Source organism: Curtobacterium sp. MCSS17_005 (genome assembly GCF_003234225.2).
Lineage (GTDB): Bacteria > Actinomycetota > Actinomycetes > Actinomycetales > Microbacteriaceae > Curtobacterium > Curtobacterium flaccumfaciens.
This window is the reverse complement of the sequence record NZ_CP126258.1, coordinates 1,713,926-1,729,826: the sequence shown is the minus strand read 5'-3', so window position 1 is coordinate 1,729,826 and position 15,901 is coordinate 1,713,926. Positions and strand designations below refer to the sequence as shown.

The 15,901-nt window shown below is 71.8% G+C and carries 15 protein-coding genes; 2 read left to right on the top strand and 13 right to left on the bottom strand.

Annotation, left to right across the window (positions count from 1 at the left end):
* Positions 1-12 precede the first annotated feature (12 nt).
* Positions 13-498 carry an aminoacyl-tRNA deacylase gene (locus tag DEJ20_RS08335; protein WP_111236444.1) on the top strand — a complete coding sequence of 162 codons (486 nt, stop codon included), beginning with the start codon at positions 13-15 and terminating at the stop codon, positions 496-498.
* A gap of 8 nt (positions 499-506) precedes the next feature.
* Here DEJ20_RS08335 and DEJ20_RS08330 read toward each other — a convergent pair whose 3' ends face one another.
* The 4 genes from DEJ20_RS08330 to DEJ20_RS08315 all read right to left on the bottom strand — a co-directional run bounded on the left by DEJ20_RS08330 (position 507) and on the right by DEJ20_RS08315 (position 4,181).
* On the bottom strand, positions 507-752 hold the full coding sequence (locus DEJ20_RS08330) for a hypothetical protein (RefSeq protein ID WP_146245494.1): 246 nt from the start codon (positions 750-752) through the stop codon (positions 507-509).
* Between the two features lie 5 nt (positions 753-757).
* Positions 758-1,492 (bottom strand): DsbA family oxidoreductase, encoded by a 735-nt coding sequence (locus tag DEJ20_RS08325; protein WP_111236442.1) that lies wholly within the window; start codon positions 1,490-1,492, stop codon positions 758-760.
* 128 nt (positions 1,493-1,620) lie between these two features.
* Positions 1,621-3,006, bottom strand: coding sequence for a glycine--tRNA ligase (locus DEJ20_RS08320; protein WP_111236441.1), 1,386 nt, complete (start codon positions 3,004-3,006; stop codon positions 1,621-1,623).
* 107 nt (positions 3,007-3,113) lie between these two features.
* Positions 3,114-4,181: an aminotransferase class V-fold PLP-dependent enzyme gene (locus DEJ20_RS08315; protein ID WP_111236440.1), complete on the bottom strand. Its 1,068-nt coding sequence runs from the start codon at positions 4,179-4,181 to the stop codon at positions 3,114-3,116.
* A gap of 70 nt (positions 4,182-4,251) precedes the next feature.
* On the opposite strand from DEJ20_RS08315, the gene DEJ20_RS08310 reads away from it, so the two are divergent.
* Positions 4,252-5,208 carry a LysR family transcriptional regulator gene (locus DEJ20_RS08310; protein WP_111236439.1) on the top strand — a complete coding sequence of 319 codons (957 nt, stop codon included), beginning with the start codon at positions 4,252-4,254 and terminating at the stop codon, positions 5,206-5,208.
* A gap of 127 nt (positions 5,209-5,335) precedes the next feature.
* On the opposite strand, the gene DEJ20_RS08305 is transcribed toward DEJ20_RS08310, so the two are convergent.
* From DEJ20_RS08305 to DEJ20_RS08265, 9 genes are all read right to left on the bottom strand, one after another.
* Positions 5,336-6,133 carry an isoprenyl transferase gene (locus DEJ20_RS08305; RefSeq protein WP_017886684.1) on the bottom strand — a complete coding sequence of 266 codons (798 nt, stop codon included), beginning with the start codon at positions 6,131-6,133 and terminating at the stop codon, positions 5,336-5,338.
* Positions 6,130-6,984, bottom strand: a complete 855-nt coding sequence (recO, locus tag DEJ20_RS08300) for a DNA repair protein RecO (protein WP_027465318.1) — start codon at positions 6,982-6,984, stop codon at positions 6,130-6,132. Before recO ends, DEJ20_RS08305 begins: the two co-directional genes overlap by 4 nt.
* A 208-nt stretch (positions 6,985-7,192) precedes the next feature.
* Positions 7,193-8,962: a 2-isopropylmalate synthase gene (gene leuA, locus DEJ20_RS08295; RefSeq protein WP_110860436.1), complete on the bottom strand. Its 1,770-nt coding sequence runs from the start codon at positions 8,960-8,962 to the stop codon at positions 7,193-7,195.
* Between the two features lie 418 nt (positions 8,963-9,380).
* Positions 9,381-10,781 (bottom strand): ABC transporter permease, encoded by a 1,401-nt coding sequence (locus tag DEJ20_RS08290; RefSeq protein ID WP_111236438.1) that lies wholly within the window; start codon positions 10,779-10,781, stop codon positions 9,381-9,383.
* Entirely contained in the window at positions 10,778-11,530 is a 753-nt protein-coding gene (locus tag DEJ20_RS08285; RefSeq protein ID WP_111236437.1) for an ABC transporter ATP-binding protein, read from the bottom strand. The genes DEJ20_RS08290 and DEJ20_RS08285 overlap by 4 nt, the downstream gene beginning before the upstream one ends.
* A gap of 112 nt (positions 11,531-11,642) precedes the next feature.
* Positions 11,643-12,332 carry a response regulator gene (locus tag DEJ20_RS08280; RefSeq protein WP_111236436.1) on the bottom strand — a complete coding sequence of 230 codons (690 nt, stop codon included), beginning with the start codon at positions 12,330-12,332 and terminating at the stop codon, positions 11,643-11,645.
* A complete protein-coding gene (locus DEJ20_RS08275) occupies positions 12,329-13,567 on the bottom strand; it encodes a sensor histidine kinase (protein WP_220035030.1) in 1,239 nt (412 codons plus the stop codon). Before DEJ20_RS08275 ends, DEJ20_RS08280 begins: the two co-directional genes overlap by 4 nt.
* 73 nt (positions 13,568-13,640) lie before the next feature.
* Positions 13,641-14,579, bottom strand: a complete 939-nt coding sequence (era, locus tag DEJ20_RS08270) for a GTPase Era (protein ID WP_071405703.1) — start codon at positions 14,577-14,579, stop codon at positions 13,641-13,643.
* Positions 14,576-15,898: a hemolysin family protein gene (locus DEJ20_RS08265; RefSeq protein ID WP_111023144.1), complete on the bottom strand. Its 1,323-nt coding sequence runs from the start codon at positions 15,896-15,898 to the stop codon at positions 14,576-14,578. Before DEJ20_RS08265 ends, era begins: the two co-directional genes overlap by 4 nt.
* Positions 15,899-15,901 lie beyond the last annotated feature (3 nt).

Below are 15,901 nucleotides of genomic sequence, written 5' to 3'. Positions count from 1 at the left end.
AGCGTTCTCCACATGACGACCGACGCCAGCACCCGGTTCCACGCCGACGCCCAGGCCCGTGGCCTGCCGGTCGAGGTGGTCGAGCGCCCGGCCGCGGACTCCCTGCACGAGGCCGCCGGACTGCTCGGCATCGAGCCCGGCGACATCGTCAAGACCCTGGTGGTGAAGCGCCACGACGGCGGGTTCCTGCTCGCCCTGGTGCCCGGCGGCCGCAGCATCGCCTGGAAGAAGCTCCGCACGGTCGTCGGCGTCAACAAGCTCTCGATGCCCGACGCCGCCACCGCGCTCGGAGCGTCCGGGTACGAGCGCGGCACCATCACGCCGATCGGCGCCACAGGCGACCTGCCGGTGTACGCCGACGAGCGCATCGTCGGCCGCCGCGTCGCCCTGGGTGCGGGCCGGCACGGGGCGAGCGCCTTCGTCGACGCCGACGCGCTCGTCGCCGCCTACGGTGCAACCGTCGCCGACATCACCGACGAGGAACCGCAGCGCGACTGACGCAGCCGTCAGTCCGGCACCTCGGACCAGTCGCCCTCGGCCCCGGCGAACGAGCCGGCGTCGATCAGGCACGCATCGCCCTCGCAGACCGGCGCACCGCCGGGCGCGACGAGCGTCAGCAACGCGGGACGGGCCTCCAGGCCGGAAGCGGCGGAGAGGCCGCCCACGCCCGGCAGCCCCGTGAGCGCGTCCGGCACGGACGGAACCGACGTCACGGCCTGGAGGCGCACCGCGCCCTGGTCGCTGATGGCCATGTCCGTCATCGGGTCACCGCCACGTCCGCGCTCGCGTCGTCCGCGGCGCGCTCGGCCGCCGAGGCGACCTCCTCCGGCGTGGTCTCGCGGAGCGCGACCACCTGGCGGAGCACCTGCTCGAACGTCGTGGGGTCCTGGGCGCCGGAGACGCCGTACTTGCCGTCGATCACGAAGAACGGCACGCCGTTGATCCCGTACGCCTGCGCCTGGGCCTGGTCGGCGCGGACCGCAGCGAGCTGGGCGTCGTCGCGCAGGGTGCTGAGGACCTCGTCGCGATCGAGGCCGATCTCCGCCGCCAGGTCGGCGAGGGAGGACTCCTGTCCGACGTGCTCGCCGCGCTCGAAGTAGGCGGTGAACAGACGCTCGACCATCTCGAGCTGCTTGCCGTGCTGCTTGGCGAGGTGGATGACCTGGTGGGCCTTCACGGTGTTGGTGTGGTGCATCGCCTCGAAGTCGTAGTCGAGGCCGACGCCCGCGGCGATGGCGGTGACCTGGTCGAGCATCTGCTGCGCCTGGTCGACGGGCATTCCCTTGTGGCTGGAGAGGAACTCGGCCTCGGTGCCCTCGAAGTCGACGGGGGTGTCCGGGCTGAGCTCGAAGGAGTGGTACTCGACCTCGACGGGGCGGCCTTCGCTCGAGGCACCGAACGCGGCGACGCCGGCCTCGAACTTGCGCTTGCCGATGTAGCACCAGGGGCAGGCGATGTCCGACCAGACATCGACCTTCACGGAGTCGTTCATGCTGACCCCAACGCGCTCGTGCGGCGCGCATTCCCGTCACTGGCAGCAGAACACCGGTGTTCGCAGGTCGAACACCCGATTGCGGGTGTGCAACGCACGAACACCGGTGTCTTGCGGAGCCGAACCCCCTAGGCGCCGAGCAACCGCTGCGCGAGGTACCCCTGCAGCTGGTCGAGCGAGACGCGCTCCTGGCTCATGGTGTCGCGCTCGCGCACCGTGACGGCCTTGTCCTCGAGCGTGTCGAAGTCGACCGTGATGCAGAACGGCGTGCCGATCTCGTCGTGGCGACGGTAGCGACGGCCGATGGCACCGGCGTCGTCGAAGTCCACGTTCCAGTTCTTGCGCAGGTCGTCGGCCAGGCCGCGGGCGACGGGCGAGAGCTGCTCGTTGCGCGACAGCGGCAGGACGGCGGCCTTCACCGGGGCCAGGCGCGGGTCGAGGCGCAGGACCGTGCGCTTGTCGACGCCGCCCTTCGCGTTGGGGGCCTCGTCCTCGTGGTACGAGTCGAGCAGGAACGCCATGAGCGCACGGGTCAGCCCGAACGACGGCTCGATGACGTACGGCACGTACTTCTCGTTGGCGGCCTGGTCGAAGAACCGGAGGTCCTGGCCGGACGCCTCGATGTGGTTGTTCAGATCGAAGTCGGTGCGGTTCGCGACGCCCATCAGCTCGCCCCACTCCGAGCCGGTGAAGCCGAAGCGGTACTCGATGTCGGCGGTGGCGTCGGAGTAGTGCGCCCGCTCGCCGTCCGGCACGTCGAAGCGACGCAGGTTCTCCGGGTCGATGCCGAGGTCGGTGTAGAACGCGACCGAGTCGGTGATCCACTGCTCGTAGTGCTCCTGGGCCGAGGCCGGCGGCACGAAGTACTCGATCTCCATCTGCTCGAACTCGCGCGTGCGGAAGATGAAGTTGCCGGGCGTGATCTCGTTGCGGAACGCCTTGCCGACCTGCCCGATGCCGAACGGGGGCTTCATGCGGCTCGTCGTGACGACCTGCGCGAAGTCGACGAAAATGCCCTGGGCGGTCTCGGGGCGCAGGAAGTTCAGGCCTTCTTCGGACTCGACCGGGCCGAGGTAGGTCTTGAGCATCCCGGAGAACTCGCGGGGCTCGGTCCACTCGCCGCGGGTGCCGCAGTTCGGGCAGGCGATCTCGGCCATGCGGCCTTCGGGGTCACGGCCCTTCTTGGCGACGAACGCCTCGATCAGGTGATCCTCGCGGAACCGGTGGTGGCAGTGCAGGCACTCCACCAGCGGGTCGGTGAAGGTCGCGACGTGGCCGGAGGCCTCCCACACCTTGCGGGGCAGGATCACCGCGGAGTCGAGGCCGACCATGTCCCCGCGGCCCCGGACGAACCGCTGCCACCACTGACGCTTGATGTTCTCCTTGAGCTCCACACCGAGGGGCCCGTAGTCCCATGCGGAGCGGGAGCCTCCGTAGATCTCACCCGACTGGAAGACGAAGCCGCGGCGCTTGGCCAGGGCGATGACGCTGTCGAGACGGGAGGGCTGTGCCAAAGGGTGCTCCAGAGGTCGCCGAGCTGGGTGCTCGGTGCGGAAACGGTCCGGGCAAGACTACCGGCGATCCCGGCCCGGGAGGCCCGCCCCGGGTCCGCCCTCCGCGCTCACCTCGCCGACGTGCCCGGCCCCACCCCGCCGAGCGCGGCCACGACGTCGGTCACGTCGGACTCGTCGTTCCACAGGTGGAACGCGATGCGCAGTCGACCGGCACGCCCCGAGGCGGTGAGCCCCGCGGCGGTGAGGGCCCGGAGGGCCGCCCCGTCGGCGTCCGCGAACGTCACGATCGCCTGCCCGTCACCCTGCCCGTCGCCCTGCCGAGGCGACCCCAGGGCGGCGCACAGCCGATCCGCGAGACCGGTGGCGTGCCTCCAGACCGCCTGCTGGTCGAGCGCGACCGCGTGCTCGAGCGCGGCCACGGCACCGGGCCACGCCTGCCAGGCCGGCGAGACGTCGAAGCGACGCGCGTCGTCGGCCAGGTGCATGGCGGGGCCGTAGCAGGAGGACCAGACGTCCTGGCCCGCGTACCAGCCGGCCTGCACCGGGCGGAGTCGACCGAGGGCCGTGTCGGACAGCGTCATGAAGGCGACCCCACGCGGTGCGCAGAGCCACTTGTAGGCGTGCGTGAGCGTCACGTCGAACGGTGCCGCGTCGACGGGCAGGACGCCGGCCGCCTGCGTGAGGTCGCAGAGGGTGAGGGCGCCGACGCGTCGGGCGGCGGCCACGACCGGCTCGGGGTCGGTGACCACGCCGGTGGCGGACTGCACCGCGGACCAGGCGACGAGGGCGGTGTCCGGTCCGACGGCGTCCGCGAGCCGGTCGAGCGGGACGCTCCGGACCCGGACGCCACGGTGTGCCTGCGCGAGGAACGGGAAGACGACCGAGCTGAAGTCACCGTCGGGGACGACGACCTCGGCCCCGTCCGGCAGGGCGTCGGCGACGACCGCGGCCATCACCGAGGTCTGCGAGCCGGTCGCGACGCGCTCCGCCGGGACGCCAGCCAGCGCGGCGAAGAGCGCACGCCCCTGCTCGACCAGCGCGCCGTACCGGGCGGGTGACGTCTCGGCCCGGGACCACGCGTCGAGGTCGGCGCGCTGGGCGGCGAGGGTGCCGCGGGTCGGCAGGCCCGCGGTGCACGCCGCCAGGTAGCCGCGGCCGGCGGGGAAGGAGTCCATGCGGACAGCGTCCTCGTTCCCGTCCCATCACACCAGAGCCGGTTCGTTGTGCCACCGATAACATCGGGTGATGGACGAGATCGATCCCCAGTTGCTCCGGGTCCTCCGCGCGGTGGCTGACGGCGGGTCGATCACCCGCGCTGCCGCCGCACTCGGGTCGAGCCAGCCGGCCGTCAGCCAGCTGGTGGCCCGGGCCGAACAGCGCCTCGGCCACGCGCTGGTCCTGCGGGGCGGACGGGGCGCGACCCTCACGCACGCGGGGCAGGTGCTCGCCGACCACGCTCTGCACGTGCAGGCCGCGCTGACCGCGGCGCGCGAGGACCTCGACGCCGTCGGCGGGCTCAGCCGTGGCCGGGTGCGACTGGCCGGATTCCCGAGCGCCTCCTCCGCCCTCGTGCCCGCGGTGCTCGCCCGGCTCGCCGCGACGGCGCCCGGCGTGACGACCTCGTACGTCGAGGTCGAGCCACCCGAGGCACTCGACCTGCTGCACGGTGGCGAGGTCGACGTCGCCCTGACCTTCACCTACGTCGGCGGCGAGGTCGGGACCACCCCGGACCCGGGCCTCGTCACCCGGGCGCTCGGTCGCGATCCGCTCGCGCTGGTGACGCCGGTCGAGGACTCGCGCTCCGCCATCTCCGTGGGCGCCGGTGTCGTCGGCTCGGCCGTCGTGGACCTCGCGTCCCACCACGACGCCCGGTGGATCGGGGGCTGCCCGCGTTGCCGTGGGCACCTGCTCGCCTCGTGCGCGAGCGCGGGGTTCACGCCGGACATCGTGCTCGAGACGGACAACGCCGCCGCGGTGGTGGGACTCGTCGCCGCCGGGCTCGGGGTGGCGCTGCTCCCCCGGCTGGCTCTCGCGACGACGGTCATCCCCGCCGGTGTCGCGATCGACCCCGTGGACGACGAGCTGGCCCGGCGTGTCGAGGTCGTCGTCGCGCGTGGTGCCGACCGTGTGCCGAGCATCCGGGCGGCGCTCGACGCGGTGCGCTCGGCCGCCCACCTGCTGGAGGGCCCGCTGCCGGGCTGAGGTGTGGCGGGCGCCGAGTCTCGGCTGCGCGGACACTCCGCGCCGCCCGGACGGCGCAGACTGTCCGCGGATCCGAGACTCGGTCCTGGCCCGGCGCCCGGGGCCGGGGCCGGGGCCGGGGCTCGGGCTAGGCCGTCGGGGCGTCGACCGCGCCGCCGTAGCGTCGGTCGCGGCTGGCGTACTCCTCGATCGCACCCCACAGGTCGGTGCGACGGAAGTCCGGCCAGAGCCGGTCGAGGAACACCATCTCGGCGTAGGCGGACTGCCACAGCAGGAAGTTGCTCGTGCGCTGCTCCCCCGAGCTCCGGAGGAACAGGTCGACGTCGGGCATCTCGGGCACGTACAGGCGCTTGGCGAGTGCCTTCTCGGTGACCTGGCTCGGCTTCAGGCGTCCGGCGGCGACGTCCTCGGCCATGCCCCGCACGGCGTCGACGATCTCGTTCCGGCCGCCGTAGTTCACGCACATCGTCAGCGTGAGGACGTCGTTGCCCGCCGTCATCCGCTCGGCGGTCTCGAGCTCGTCGATGACGCTCCGCCACAGCCTCGGACGGCGGCCGGCCCACCGCACCTTGACGCCCCACTGGTGCAGCTGGTCACGGCGACGGCGGATGACGTCGCGGTTGAAGCCCATCAGGAACCGGACCTCTTCCGGGGAGCGCTTCCAGTTCTCCGTCGAGAACGCGTACGCCGACACGTGCCCGACGCCGATCTGGATCGCCCCGGCGACGACGTCGAGCAGCGAGGCCTCGCCCGCCTTATGCCCCTCGATCCGGGTGAGGCCGCGGCCGTTCGCCCACCGGCCGTTGCCGTCCATGACGATGGCCACGTGCTCCGGCACGAACCGGGCCGGGATCGCCGGGGGCGTCTCGCCGGTCCAGTCGATCGGGCGGAACGGTTCGACGTCGTCGGGGCGGCGGGGGCTCATGCGGTGGGGGCTCCTTCGACAGCGGGATCAGGATCGGGCTCGGGTACGGCGGGTGCCGGGGTCGAGGCCACTGCGCGCGCCGTCGCCTCGGGTCCGCCGTGGGTCTGCGGCACCGGCATCGGGTGTTCGGAGCGGTCGACGTGCGGCAGGGACCGGAGCGATCGTTCCAGGTGCCACTGGGCGTAGGCCGCGACCACGCCGGAGGCCCGCGAACGTGTTCGTTCGTCGGTGGCGTCGACCGTCGCCCAGTCACCGGCGAGCAGGGAGCCGAGCACCCCGAGCGTCGCCGGGTCGAGCCGCGGGGTCCCCGGGGGTGCCGCACGGTCGGCGACGACACCACCGAGCTGCACCACGAACGCCGAGTGCGGGCCGGGCTCCCCCGTCACCGCGCAGTCGCTGAACGAGGGCGCCCACCCCGCGATGCTCATCGCGCGGAGCAGGTACGAGTCGAGGGTCGCGCTGGACTGGTGCTCCCCGCGGGACAACGAGCGGAGCGCCCCGACGAGCAACAGGTACTGCTGCAGCCCGGCGTCGGCTTCGCTCAGTCGGTCAGCGGTCTCGACCATGGCGCTGGCCGCGGTGTACGCGCCGTAGTCGGCGACGATCTGCGCCCCGTACGCGCCGAGGGACTCCGCCTGGGTGACGATGTCGAGCGACCGGCCCTCGTAGAACTGGGCGTCGACGACCATGAACGGCTCGAGTCGGCTGCCGAACTTCGACGCGGTCCGCCGCACGCCCTTGGCCACGGCGCGGATTTTGCCGTGCTGCCGCGAGAGCATCGTGACGATGCGGTCGGCTTCACCGAGCTTGTGGGTGCGCAACACGACGCACTCGTCCCGGTACAGCGGCATGCCCCCAGTATCCCCCGCCCCGCCGACAGCCGCGTGCGGTGCGGGAGGCCCGGGCGTACCGAGTGGAATCGGGCGTACCTGGTCGGAAGGAACGACCAGGTACGCCCGATTCGACCTGCCATCGCGCGTGACGGGGGGAAGACCGGGCACAGACAGGAGGCGCGGTGCGGGACGGACCCGCGCCACGCCTCCAGGGCCGGTTGCGATCTCAGGCGGAGACGAGCTCCGGCGCGCCGGCCGCGGCACCCGCACGCACCGCGCGGTTCACCGCGGACACGATCGCCTTGAGCGACGCCGTGGAGATGTCGGCGTCGATGCCGACGCCCCACAGGCGCACGCCGTCGACGTCGAGCTCGACGTAGGACGCGGCCTTCGCGTCACCGGAGGCGCTCATCGTGTGCTCCGAGTAGTCGTACAGCGTGACCTGGACGCCCTGCTCGGCGAGCACCTTGAGGAACGCGTCGATGGGACCGGTGCCGACGGCCTCGGCCGTGACCGCGCCCTCGTCGACCCGGAGTGCCACGGACAGCGAGGTCGTGCCCTCGAAGTCGCTCGACGTCGCCGTCTTGGTGAGCTCGTACCGGCCCCACTTCTCGTCGTCGATCGACGCGGGCAGGTACTCGTCCTGGAACACGTCCCAGATGCGCTGCGACGAGAACTCGCCACCCTCGGTGTCGGTGTGCCGCTGCACGACGCCGGAGAACTCGATCTGCAGCTTGCGGGGCAGGTCGAGGGCGTGGTCGGTCTTGAGCAGGTACGCCACACCGCCCTTGCCGGACTGCGAGTTGACGCGGATGACGGCCTCGTACGAGCGACCGATGTCCTTCGGGTCGACGGGCAGGTACGGCACCGCCCACTCGATCTCGTCGATGTCCTTGCCCGCGGCGGCGGCCTTGGCCTTCATCGCCTCGAAGCCCTTGTTGATGGCGTCCTGGTGCGAGCCGCTGAACGCCGTGTACACGAGGTCGCCCGCCCACGGCTGGCGCTCCGGCACCGGCAGCTGGTTGCAGTACTCGACGGTGCGCTTCACCTGGTCGATGTCGGCGAACGAGATCTCCGGGTCGATCCCCTGCGTGAACAGGTTCATGCCGAGGGCGACCAGGTCCACGTTGCCGGTGCGCTCACCGTTGCCGAACAGGCAGCCCTCGATGCGGTCGGCGCCGGCCATGTAGCCGAGCTCGGCGGCCGCGACCGCGGTGCCGCGGTCGTTGTGCGGGTGCAGCGAGAGGATGACGTCCTCGCGGTGGGCGAGGCGGCGTGACATCCACTCGATCGAGTCGGCGTAGACGTTCGGCGTGGCCATCTCGACGGTGGCGGGGAGGTTGATGATGACCTTGCGCTCGGGCGTCGGCTCGAAGACCTCGAGGACGGCGTTGCAGATCTCCAGTGCGACCTCGAGCTCGGTGCCCGTGTAGGACTCCGGCGAGTACTCGTAGTAGATCGTCGTGTCGTGCTGCAGCGTGGCTTCGGCCGCCTTGCAGAGCTTCGCACCGGTGACCGCGATGTCCACCACGCCCTGCACGTCGGTGCGGAAGACGACCTCGCGCTGCACGATGCTCGTCGAGTTGTACAGGTGGACGATGGCCTGCTTCGCGCCGTCGATCGCCTCGTAGGTGCGCTGGATGAGGTGCTCGCGCGCCTGGGTCAGCACCTGGATCGTGACGTCGTCGGGGATCGCGCCCTCGTCGATCAGCGACCGGACGAAGTCGAAGTCGGTCTGCGAGGCGCTCGGGAACCCGACCTCGATCTCCTTGTAGCCCATCCGGACGAGGAGGTCGAACATCGCCCGCTTGCGCTCGGCGTCCATCGGGTCGATGAGGGCCTGGTTGCCGTCACGCAGGTCGACGGCACACCAGCGCGGCGCCTTGTCGATGCGCTTCGTGGGCCAGGTGCGGTCCGGCAGGTCGACGCTGATCTGCTCGTGGAACGGGACGTACTTGTGGATCGGCATCCCGGAGGGCTGCTGGGTGTTCTGCATCGTTCTTCGCTTTCGTCGCGTGTTCGTGAGCTGTTGTGGTGCGGCCACGACGGACTCCGCGACGAGGTGGGCCGGAGTGTCAGGCCTCGTCGCGGCAGCGAAGGAGGAGGAGTGCCGAGTACATCGAGACCCACGGTAGCACCGGAGCAGCGGGCTGGCGCAAGAGTGTGACGCGGGAGGCCCGCGGCTTCCGAACGGGGTGCCGAGTGGTCGAGACATGCCGCGGGCCGGTCGCCGAGTGGTCACGATCTGTCGCCCGGGCCGCGTCCAGACGACGGTTCGTGACACCTCGGCGGACGTGAGCGGCGTGGCGGGGCCGGCCAGGGCAGGTCGACGCGACCTCACGACGGACGGGAGGCCCGGTGCCAGCTGGCACCGGGCCTCCCGTGTCGTCGCGTGGTGCGACCAGGGCGACGGGTCAGTCGACCGCGAGCGCCTCGGTCGGCGGGACGCGCATCGCGCGCCGCACCGGGGCGATGGTGGCGACGACCGCCAGGGCCAGCGCGCCGATCACCACGATGCCGATGGTCAGCGGCGGCAGCACCGGTGCCACGGGCGTCCCGAGCGAGCCGAGCAGCGTCTGCCCGCCGACCCAGCCGTACAGCGTGCCGAGTGCAAGCCCCGCGACGACGGCCGCGACGACCATCTGCACGGCCTCGGTCACGATCATCCGTCGGACCTGCGCACCGGTCAGGCCGAGCACCCGCAGCAGCCCGAGTTCGCGTCGACGCTGGAGCACCCCGAGCGCCAGGGCGTTCACGACCCCGACGGCGGCGATCACGGCGGAGAAGCCGACGATCACGCTGACGACGGCGTTGATCTGCACGAAGAGGTCCCGTTGCGCCTCGATCATCTCGGGGGTGGCGCTCCCCGCGCTCATGGCGCGCATCTCGGTCTCGAGCACGTGCTGCATGATGCCGAGCGCCACCGCGAAGGTGACGAGCAGGGTGACGCCGATGACGAGTCCGATGGTCGCCCGCGAGGACCGTCCCGGCGCCCGCATCGCGTTCCGTCCGGCGAGCAGGACGACGGGGTCGTGCGAGCCGATGCGGCCGATGAGCTGCAGCACCGGCGGCATCACGACCGTCGCCCCCACCGCGACCCCCGCGAAGGACACGAACCCGCCGAGCGCCGCCGGCAGGACCGCGACCGGGGACAGTGAGCTCACCGCGAGCCCGAGCAGCATGAGCACCGCGCCGCCGGCCATGAGCACGATCGACCAGACCTTGCGGGCGGTGCCGGACCGGACGTCGTCGTGGCTCGGCTCGACCGACGACGACAGCGCTTCGAGCGGTGTGACGGTGAGCACGCGGCGCGAACCGGCAGCGAAGGCACCCCAGGTGGCGAGGACGACGGCCACGACCGGCAGGACGAGCTCCCACGGCACGTACGTGTACTCGGCGTCGGGCAGCACCCCGTTGCCCCGCAGGACGACGACGAACGAGGCCGAGAGCGCGGTCCCCACGACGGCGCCGACGACCCCGCCGAGCACGCCGACCACCAGGCCGGTGCGGGTGATCCGCGCCCGCAGGGTCCCGCCGGTCGCGCCGACCAGCCGCTGCAGGGCGATGATCCGGGTCTGCCCGGCGATCAGGGTGGCACAGGTGTTCGCGGTGACGATCGCGCCGACGTAGAGCGCGATGCCGAGGAACAGCCACCCGACCACCGACAGGATCGCCTTGATCGGACCGAGGTCGGCGACCCCGGCGGCTCGGAGCGCCTCGGTCACGATCCCCGGCGCGATGACGAGGGCGGAACCGAACGTGGTGCCGAGGGCGGCGACCAGGACGGTGGGGGCGAAGGAGCGGACGCCGTTCACGCTGCTGCCTCCATCCCGAGCATCGTCGTGGAGATCGCGCCGGCGTCCATCGCGGGGCGGTCGGCGACGATCCGCCCGTCGGCCAGGAACAGGATGCGGTCGGCGTTCGCGGCCGCCACCGGGTCGTGCGTGACCATGACGACGCTCTGGCCCCATTCCTGGACGGCGCCGCGGAGGATCGCGAGCACGTCGCGCCCCGTCCGGGAGTCGAGCGCGCCGGTCGGTTCGTCGGCGACGACCACCGCCGGTCGCGAAGCGAGCGCCCGTGCGATGGCGACGCGCTGCTGCTGCCCGCCGGAGAGCTGGTGCGGCCGGTGCGTCAGCCGGTTGCCGAGCCCGAGCATCTCGACCAGCCGGTCGATCCAGGCGGTCTCCTCGCGCGAGGGCTTGTGCCCACCGAGCAGGAACGGCAGCCGGATGTTCTCGCTGACGTCGAGCGTCGGGACGAGGTTGAACGACTGGAACACGAAGCCCAGCCGACGACGACGCAGCTCGGTGAGGTCCTTGTCGCCCAGGGCCGTGATGTCGACGCCGTCGATCTGGATCCGGCCGGCGGACACGGCGTCGAGGCCGGCCGCGACGTGCATGAGCGTCGACTTGCCGGACCCGGACGGGCCCATCACCGCGGTGAACTCCCCCGCGCCGATGTCGACGCTGACGTCGTCGAGCGCGGTCACACGTCGGGCGTCGTCGCCGTAGTGCTTGGACACGTGGTCGAGGCGGATGATCGGGGCGTGGCTCGTGGTCATGCCTCCACGATGACGGTCAGGGGTCCCGTCCCGCGTCGCCCGCTCGGCTCCTGTGGATCGTCCGCTCGGCTCGGTTGCCTGTGGAGGGGTCATCCCCGCGGATGACCCGGCGTCAGTCGGCCTTGGTGACGAGCCCGTGTTCGTGGGCGAAGACGACGAGCCGCACCCGGTCGCGGAGCTCGAGCTTCGTCAGGACCCGCGAGATGTGCGTCTTCACGGTGGCCTCACTGACGTACTCGTGCTGGGCGATCTCGCTGTTGCTGAACCCCCGGGCTGCCAGGTCGAAGATCTCGCGCTCACGCGGGGTGAGGTCGGCGAAGGCTGCTGGGACGGCGGCGGCACGGCCGACCGAGTCGTCGTACCGTCGTAGGAGCTCCCGCGTGGCTGACGCGGCGAACACCGCGGTGCCGGCGTGCACGGTCCGGACCGCCGCGAGCAGGAACTCGGGGTCGGCGTCCTTGAGCACGAATCCGCTGGCACCGGCGCGGATGGCCTTGGCGGCGGCCTCGTCGAAGTCGAACGTGGTCAGCACGAGGACCTTCGCACCGTCGGTGCCGGACTGCCCGACGATGTGACCGGTCGCCGTGATGCCGTCCATCACGGGCATCCGGACGTCCATCAGCACCACGTCGGGACGGGTCCGCCGGACGAGTTCGACCCCCTCGGCACCGTCGCCCGCCTCGCCGACGAACCGCAGGTCGGGCTGCGAGTCGATGAGCATCCGGATGCCGGTGCGGAACAGCGCCTGGTCGTCGACGAGGGCGACGCGGATCGAGTGCTCGTCGGTCGGGATCGTGGTCATCGGGCGGTGCGCTCCTGCTCGGTCGGGGTGATCCTGCCGCGGGGCATCTGCCCGCTGGCCGGGACGGTCGGCATCCGGACGGCGACCGCGAAGTCGTCCCCTCGGGCCCCGGCGGTCATGGTGCCGCCGGTCATCACGGCGCGCTCGCGCATGCCGACCAGGCCGTGGCCCGTGCCGGGGCCGCGGACGCCGTCGTCGGCACGACGGTTCACGACGGCGATCTCCACGGTGTCCGGCCGGTAGGTCAGGGCGGCACGCACCGGACTGCCGGGCTCTCCGTGCTTGTACGCGTTCGTCAGGCTCTCCTGCACGATCCGGTAGACGGCGAGCTGCGTGGTGGTGGGCAGCCCGGCGGGGTCGCCCTCGCGTTCCACCCGCACGTCGAGCCCGAGCTGCCGCATCTCGTCGACGAGCCGGTCGATGTCGTCGATCTCGGGCGTCGGCGCGGTCCCCTGCTCGTGCCGGAGCGCGCCGAGGAGTTCGCGGACGTCGCCGAGTGCCCGCCGGGCCGTGGCCGAGATGGTGCTGAGGGCCTGGTCGGCCACCGCGGGGTCGGCCTTCAGGGCGTACCGGGCACCGTCGGACTGCGCGATGACCACCGCGAGCGAGTGCGCGACGATGTCGTGCATGTCGCGGGCGATCCGCACGCGCTCCTGCTCCACCGCGACGGCCCGGTCGGCCCGCGCGGCATCACGCTCGGCCAGCAGCTGGGCCTCGCGACTCATGCTCGCCGAGCGACGGGTCCGGACCACGAGTCCGGCGAGCCACGGCAGCAGCAGCAGGAGCAGGACGACGGCGAAGAACGACAGGGTGACCTGCAGCGACTCCGGCACGGACGTCGAGGTGGTCTCGTAGGTCAAGCGGTTCCGGTAGTCGTCGAAGCCCATGTACGCCGCCGCCGCCACGGACCCGACGATCGCCGACACGAGCCCGGCCAGCCGCACACGGCGGCTGCCGTACGCACTCGTCGTGTACATGACGCCGGCGATGAACGCGTTCGACACGTCCGGGACCTGCAGGGTGGCCATCTCGAAGACCGCGAACACCCACGCCACGGCCAGGGCGAGCCCGGGTGACAGGCGCCGGAGTGCCAGGGCGGCGGTCATCCCGACCACGGTGACCACGGACAGCGGCCCATCGAGCCCGCGCCCGCTGGCGACCAGCACGAGGCCGCCGAGCAGCACGGCGATCAGCAGGTCGGTGATGACCTGCGCGCGCAGCATGGGACGGAACACCCGCCCACGGTACGGCGGGCCGCTCGTCCCCGCGTCCCTCGCCCGGATGACCCGGGGTGCGAGCGGTGGACGGTCAGAAGCCGAGCCGTCCGAGCTGCTTCGGGTCACGCTGCCACTCCTTGGCCACCTTCACGCGGATGTTCAGGTAGACGTGCCGGCCGCCGAGCAGCGACTCGATCTCGACGCGGGCCCGCGAACCGACGTCCTTCAGGCGCTCGCCCTTGTGTCCGATGACGATCGCCTTCTGGCTGTCCCGCTCGACGAACAGGTTCGCGAAGATGCGGAGGGGGCCGTCGGCGTCCTCGTCGGCGTCGGGCTCGACGATGTCCTCGATGACCACGGCCAGCGAGTGCGGCAGCTCGTCACGGACGCCCTCGAGCGCGGCTTCGCGGATGAGCTCGCCGATGCGCTCCTCGTCGGTCTCCTCGGTCACCGCGCTCGAGTCGTACAGCTGCGGCGACTCGGGCAGCAGGCTCGTGACGACGCCCAGCAGGTCTTCGAGCTGCATGCCCCGGGTGCCCGAGGTCGGCACCACGGCGTCCCAGTCGCGGAGCTTCGAGACGGCCAGCAGCTGCTCGCCGACGCGGTCCTTCGAGGCGCTGTCGATCTTGGTGACGATCGCGATCTTCTTGGCGCGCGGGTACTGGTCGAGCGTGTCGTTGATGAACCGGTCACCAGGACCGACGGGCTCGTTCGCCGGCACGCAGAACCCGATCACGTCGACGTCGCCGAGCGTGGACTGCACGAGGTCGTTCAACCGCTCGCCGAGCAGGGTGCGCGGACGGTGCACGCCCGGGGTGTCGACGATGATGACCTGGCCGTCGGGCCGGTGCACGATCCCGCGGATGGCGCGCCGGGTGGTCTGCGGCTTGGACGAGGTGATGGCGACCTTCTCGCCCACCAGGGCGTTGGTCAGCGTCGACTTGCCGACGTTCGGACGGCCGACGAACGAGACGAAGCCCGCGCGGTAGGGCTTCTCCGAGCCGGCCTGGGTGGTGTCGGGGTCGGTCATGCGTGCGTGGTTCCCGTCGTGGTGGGTTCGGCGTCGTCGAAGGCGTCCTCGACGTCGGCCAGGGCGTGGGTGCGCTCGGCGAGCACGGTGATGAGGTGGCGGCGCTTGCCCTCGACCCGGTCGGCGGTCAGGACGACCCCGGACACGGTGACGGTGTCGCCGGAGACGGCCAGGTGTCCGAGCTCCTTGGTGAGCAGGCCACCGGCGGTGTCGACGTCGTCGTCGTCGAGCTCGATGCCGAACAGGTCACCGAGCTCGTCGATCGGCAGTCGGGCGGAGATCCGCCAGATGCCCGGTTCGACCTCGGTCCGGTCGACGACGGCGCGGTCGTACTCGTCGGAGATGTCACCGACGAGCTCTTCGATGAGGTCCTCCATGGTCACGAGCCCGGCGACACCGCCGTACTCGTCGACCACCAGCACCAGGTGGTTCTTGGCGACCTGCATGTGCCGCAGGGTGTCGTCGGCGTGCTTCGACTCCGGCACGAACTCGGCGGGCCGCAGCAGTCGGCTGACCCGCTCGCTGCGGGACGTCGGCCGTTCGTACAGCGACCGTGCGACGTCGCGCAGGTAGAGCACGCCCCGCACGTCGTCGCTGTCTTTGCCCGTCACCGGCATCCGGGACACCCCGGCGGCCAGGAACTGCTCCATGGCCGCGGCGAGCGTCTCGGCACCGTCGACGGTGAGCATGTCCGTGCGGGGCACCATGACCTCGCGCACAAGGGTGTCGCTGAACTCGAACACCGAGTGGATGAGCTCGCGGTCCTCGTCCTCGAGCACGTTGCTCTCGGTGGCCTCGTCGACGAGCGAGAGCAGCTGCTCCTCGCTCGACACGGTGGAGGCGCTCCGGCCGCGGCCGGGGGTGACCCGGTCGCCGATCCGGACGAGCAGCCCGGCCAGCGGACCGAGCACGATGCGGACCCCACGGACGATGCCGCCGGTCGCACCGATCAGCCGCTCGGCGTGGGCACGTCCGACGCTGCGGGGGCTCGACCCGACCAGCACGAACGACACCGCGGTCATGATCGCGGCGGAGAGCACGAGTGCGAGCCACCAGCTGTCGAAGGCGCGCACGAGGGCGATCGTCACGAGCACCGCGGCCGCGGTCTCGGCGAGGACGCGGAAGAAGTTCAGCGCGTTGACGTGCGCCCCGACGTCGTCCGCGATCGCCTCGATGGCGCGCCGGCGTTTGTTGCCCCTGGCGATCTCCTCGAGGTCGGCACGGGAGACCACCGAGAGCGCGGCGTCACTCGCGGCGAGGAGTCCGCCGAGCACGACGAGCCCCAGCGCCACCGCGAGGAGTCCGGCGACGACGACCACCGA

What these genes read in the sequence shown, in the direction of transcription:
- leuA (WP_110860436.1), bottom strand. Translation starts at nt 8,962, where the DNA reads ATGCAGAACACCCAGCAGCCCTCCGGGATGCCGATCCACAAGTACGTC.
- DEJ20_RS08325 (WP_111236442.1), bottom strand. Translation starts at nt 1,492, where the DNA reads ATGAACGACTCCGTGAAGGTCGATGTCTGGTCGGACATCGCCTGCCCC.
- DEJ20_RS08335 (WP_111236444.1), top strand. Translation starts at nt 13, where the DNA reads ATGACGACCGACGCCAGCACCCGGTTCCACGCCGACGCCCAGGCCCGT.
- DEJ20_RS08330 (WP_146245494.1), bottom strand. Translation starts at nt 752, where the DNA reads ATGGCCATCAGCGACCAGGGCGCGGTGCGCCTCCAGGCCGTGACGTCG.
- DEJ20_RS08305 (WP_017886684.1), bottom strand. Translation starts at nt 6,133, where the DNA reads ATGAGCCCCCGCCGCCCCGACGACGTCGAACCGTTCCGCCCGATCGAC.
- era (WP_071405703.1), bottom strand. Translation starts at nt 14,579, where the DNA reads ATGACCGACCCCGACACCACCCAGGCCGGCTCGGAGAAGCCCTACCGC.
- recO (WP_027465318.1), bottom strand. Translation starts at nt 6,984, where the DNA reads ATGCCGCTGTACCGGGACGAGTGCGTCGTGTTGCGCACCCACAAGCTC.
- DEJ20_RS08280 (WP_111236436.1), bottom strand. Translation starts at nt 12,332, where the DNA reads ATGACCACGATCCCGACCGACGAGCACTCGATCCGCGTCGCCCTCGTC.
- DEJ20_RS08310 (WP_111236439.1), top strand. Translation starts at nt 4,252, where the DNA reads ATGGACGAGATCGATCCCCAGTTGCTCCGGGTCCTCCGCGCGGTGGCT.
- DEJ20_RS08285 (WP_111236437.1), bottom strand. Translation starts at nt 11,530, where the DNA reads ATGACCACGAGCCACGCCCCGATCATCCGCCTCGACCACGTGTCCAAG.
- DEJ20_RS08315 (WP_111236440.1), bottom strand. Translation starts at nt 4,181, where the DNA reads ATGGACTCCTTCCCCGCCGGCCGCGGCTACCTGGCGGCGTGCACCGCG.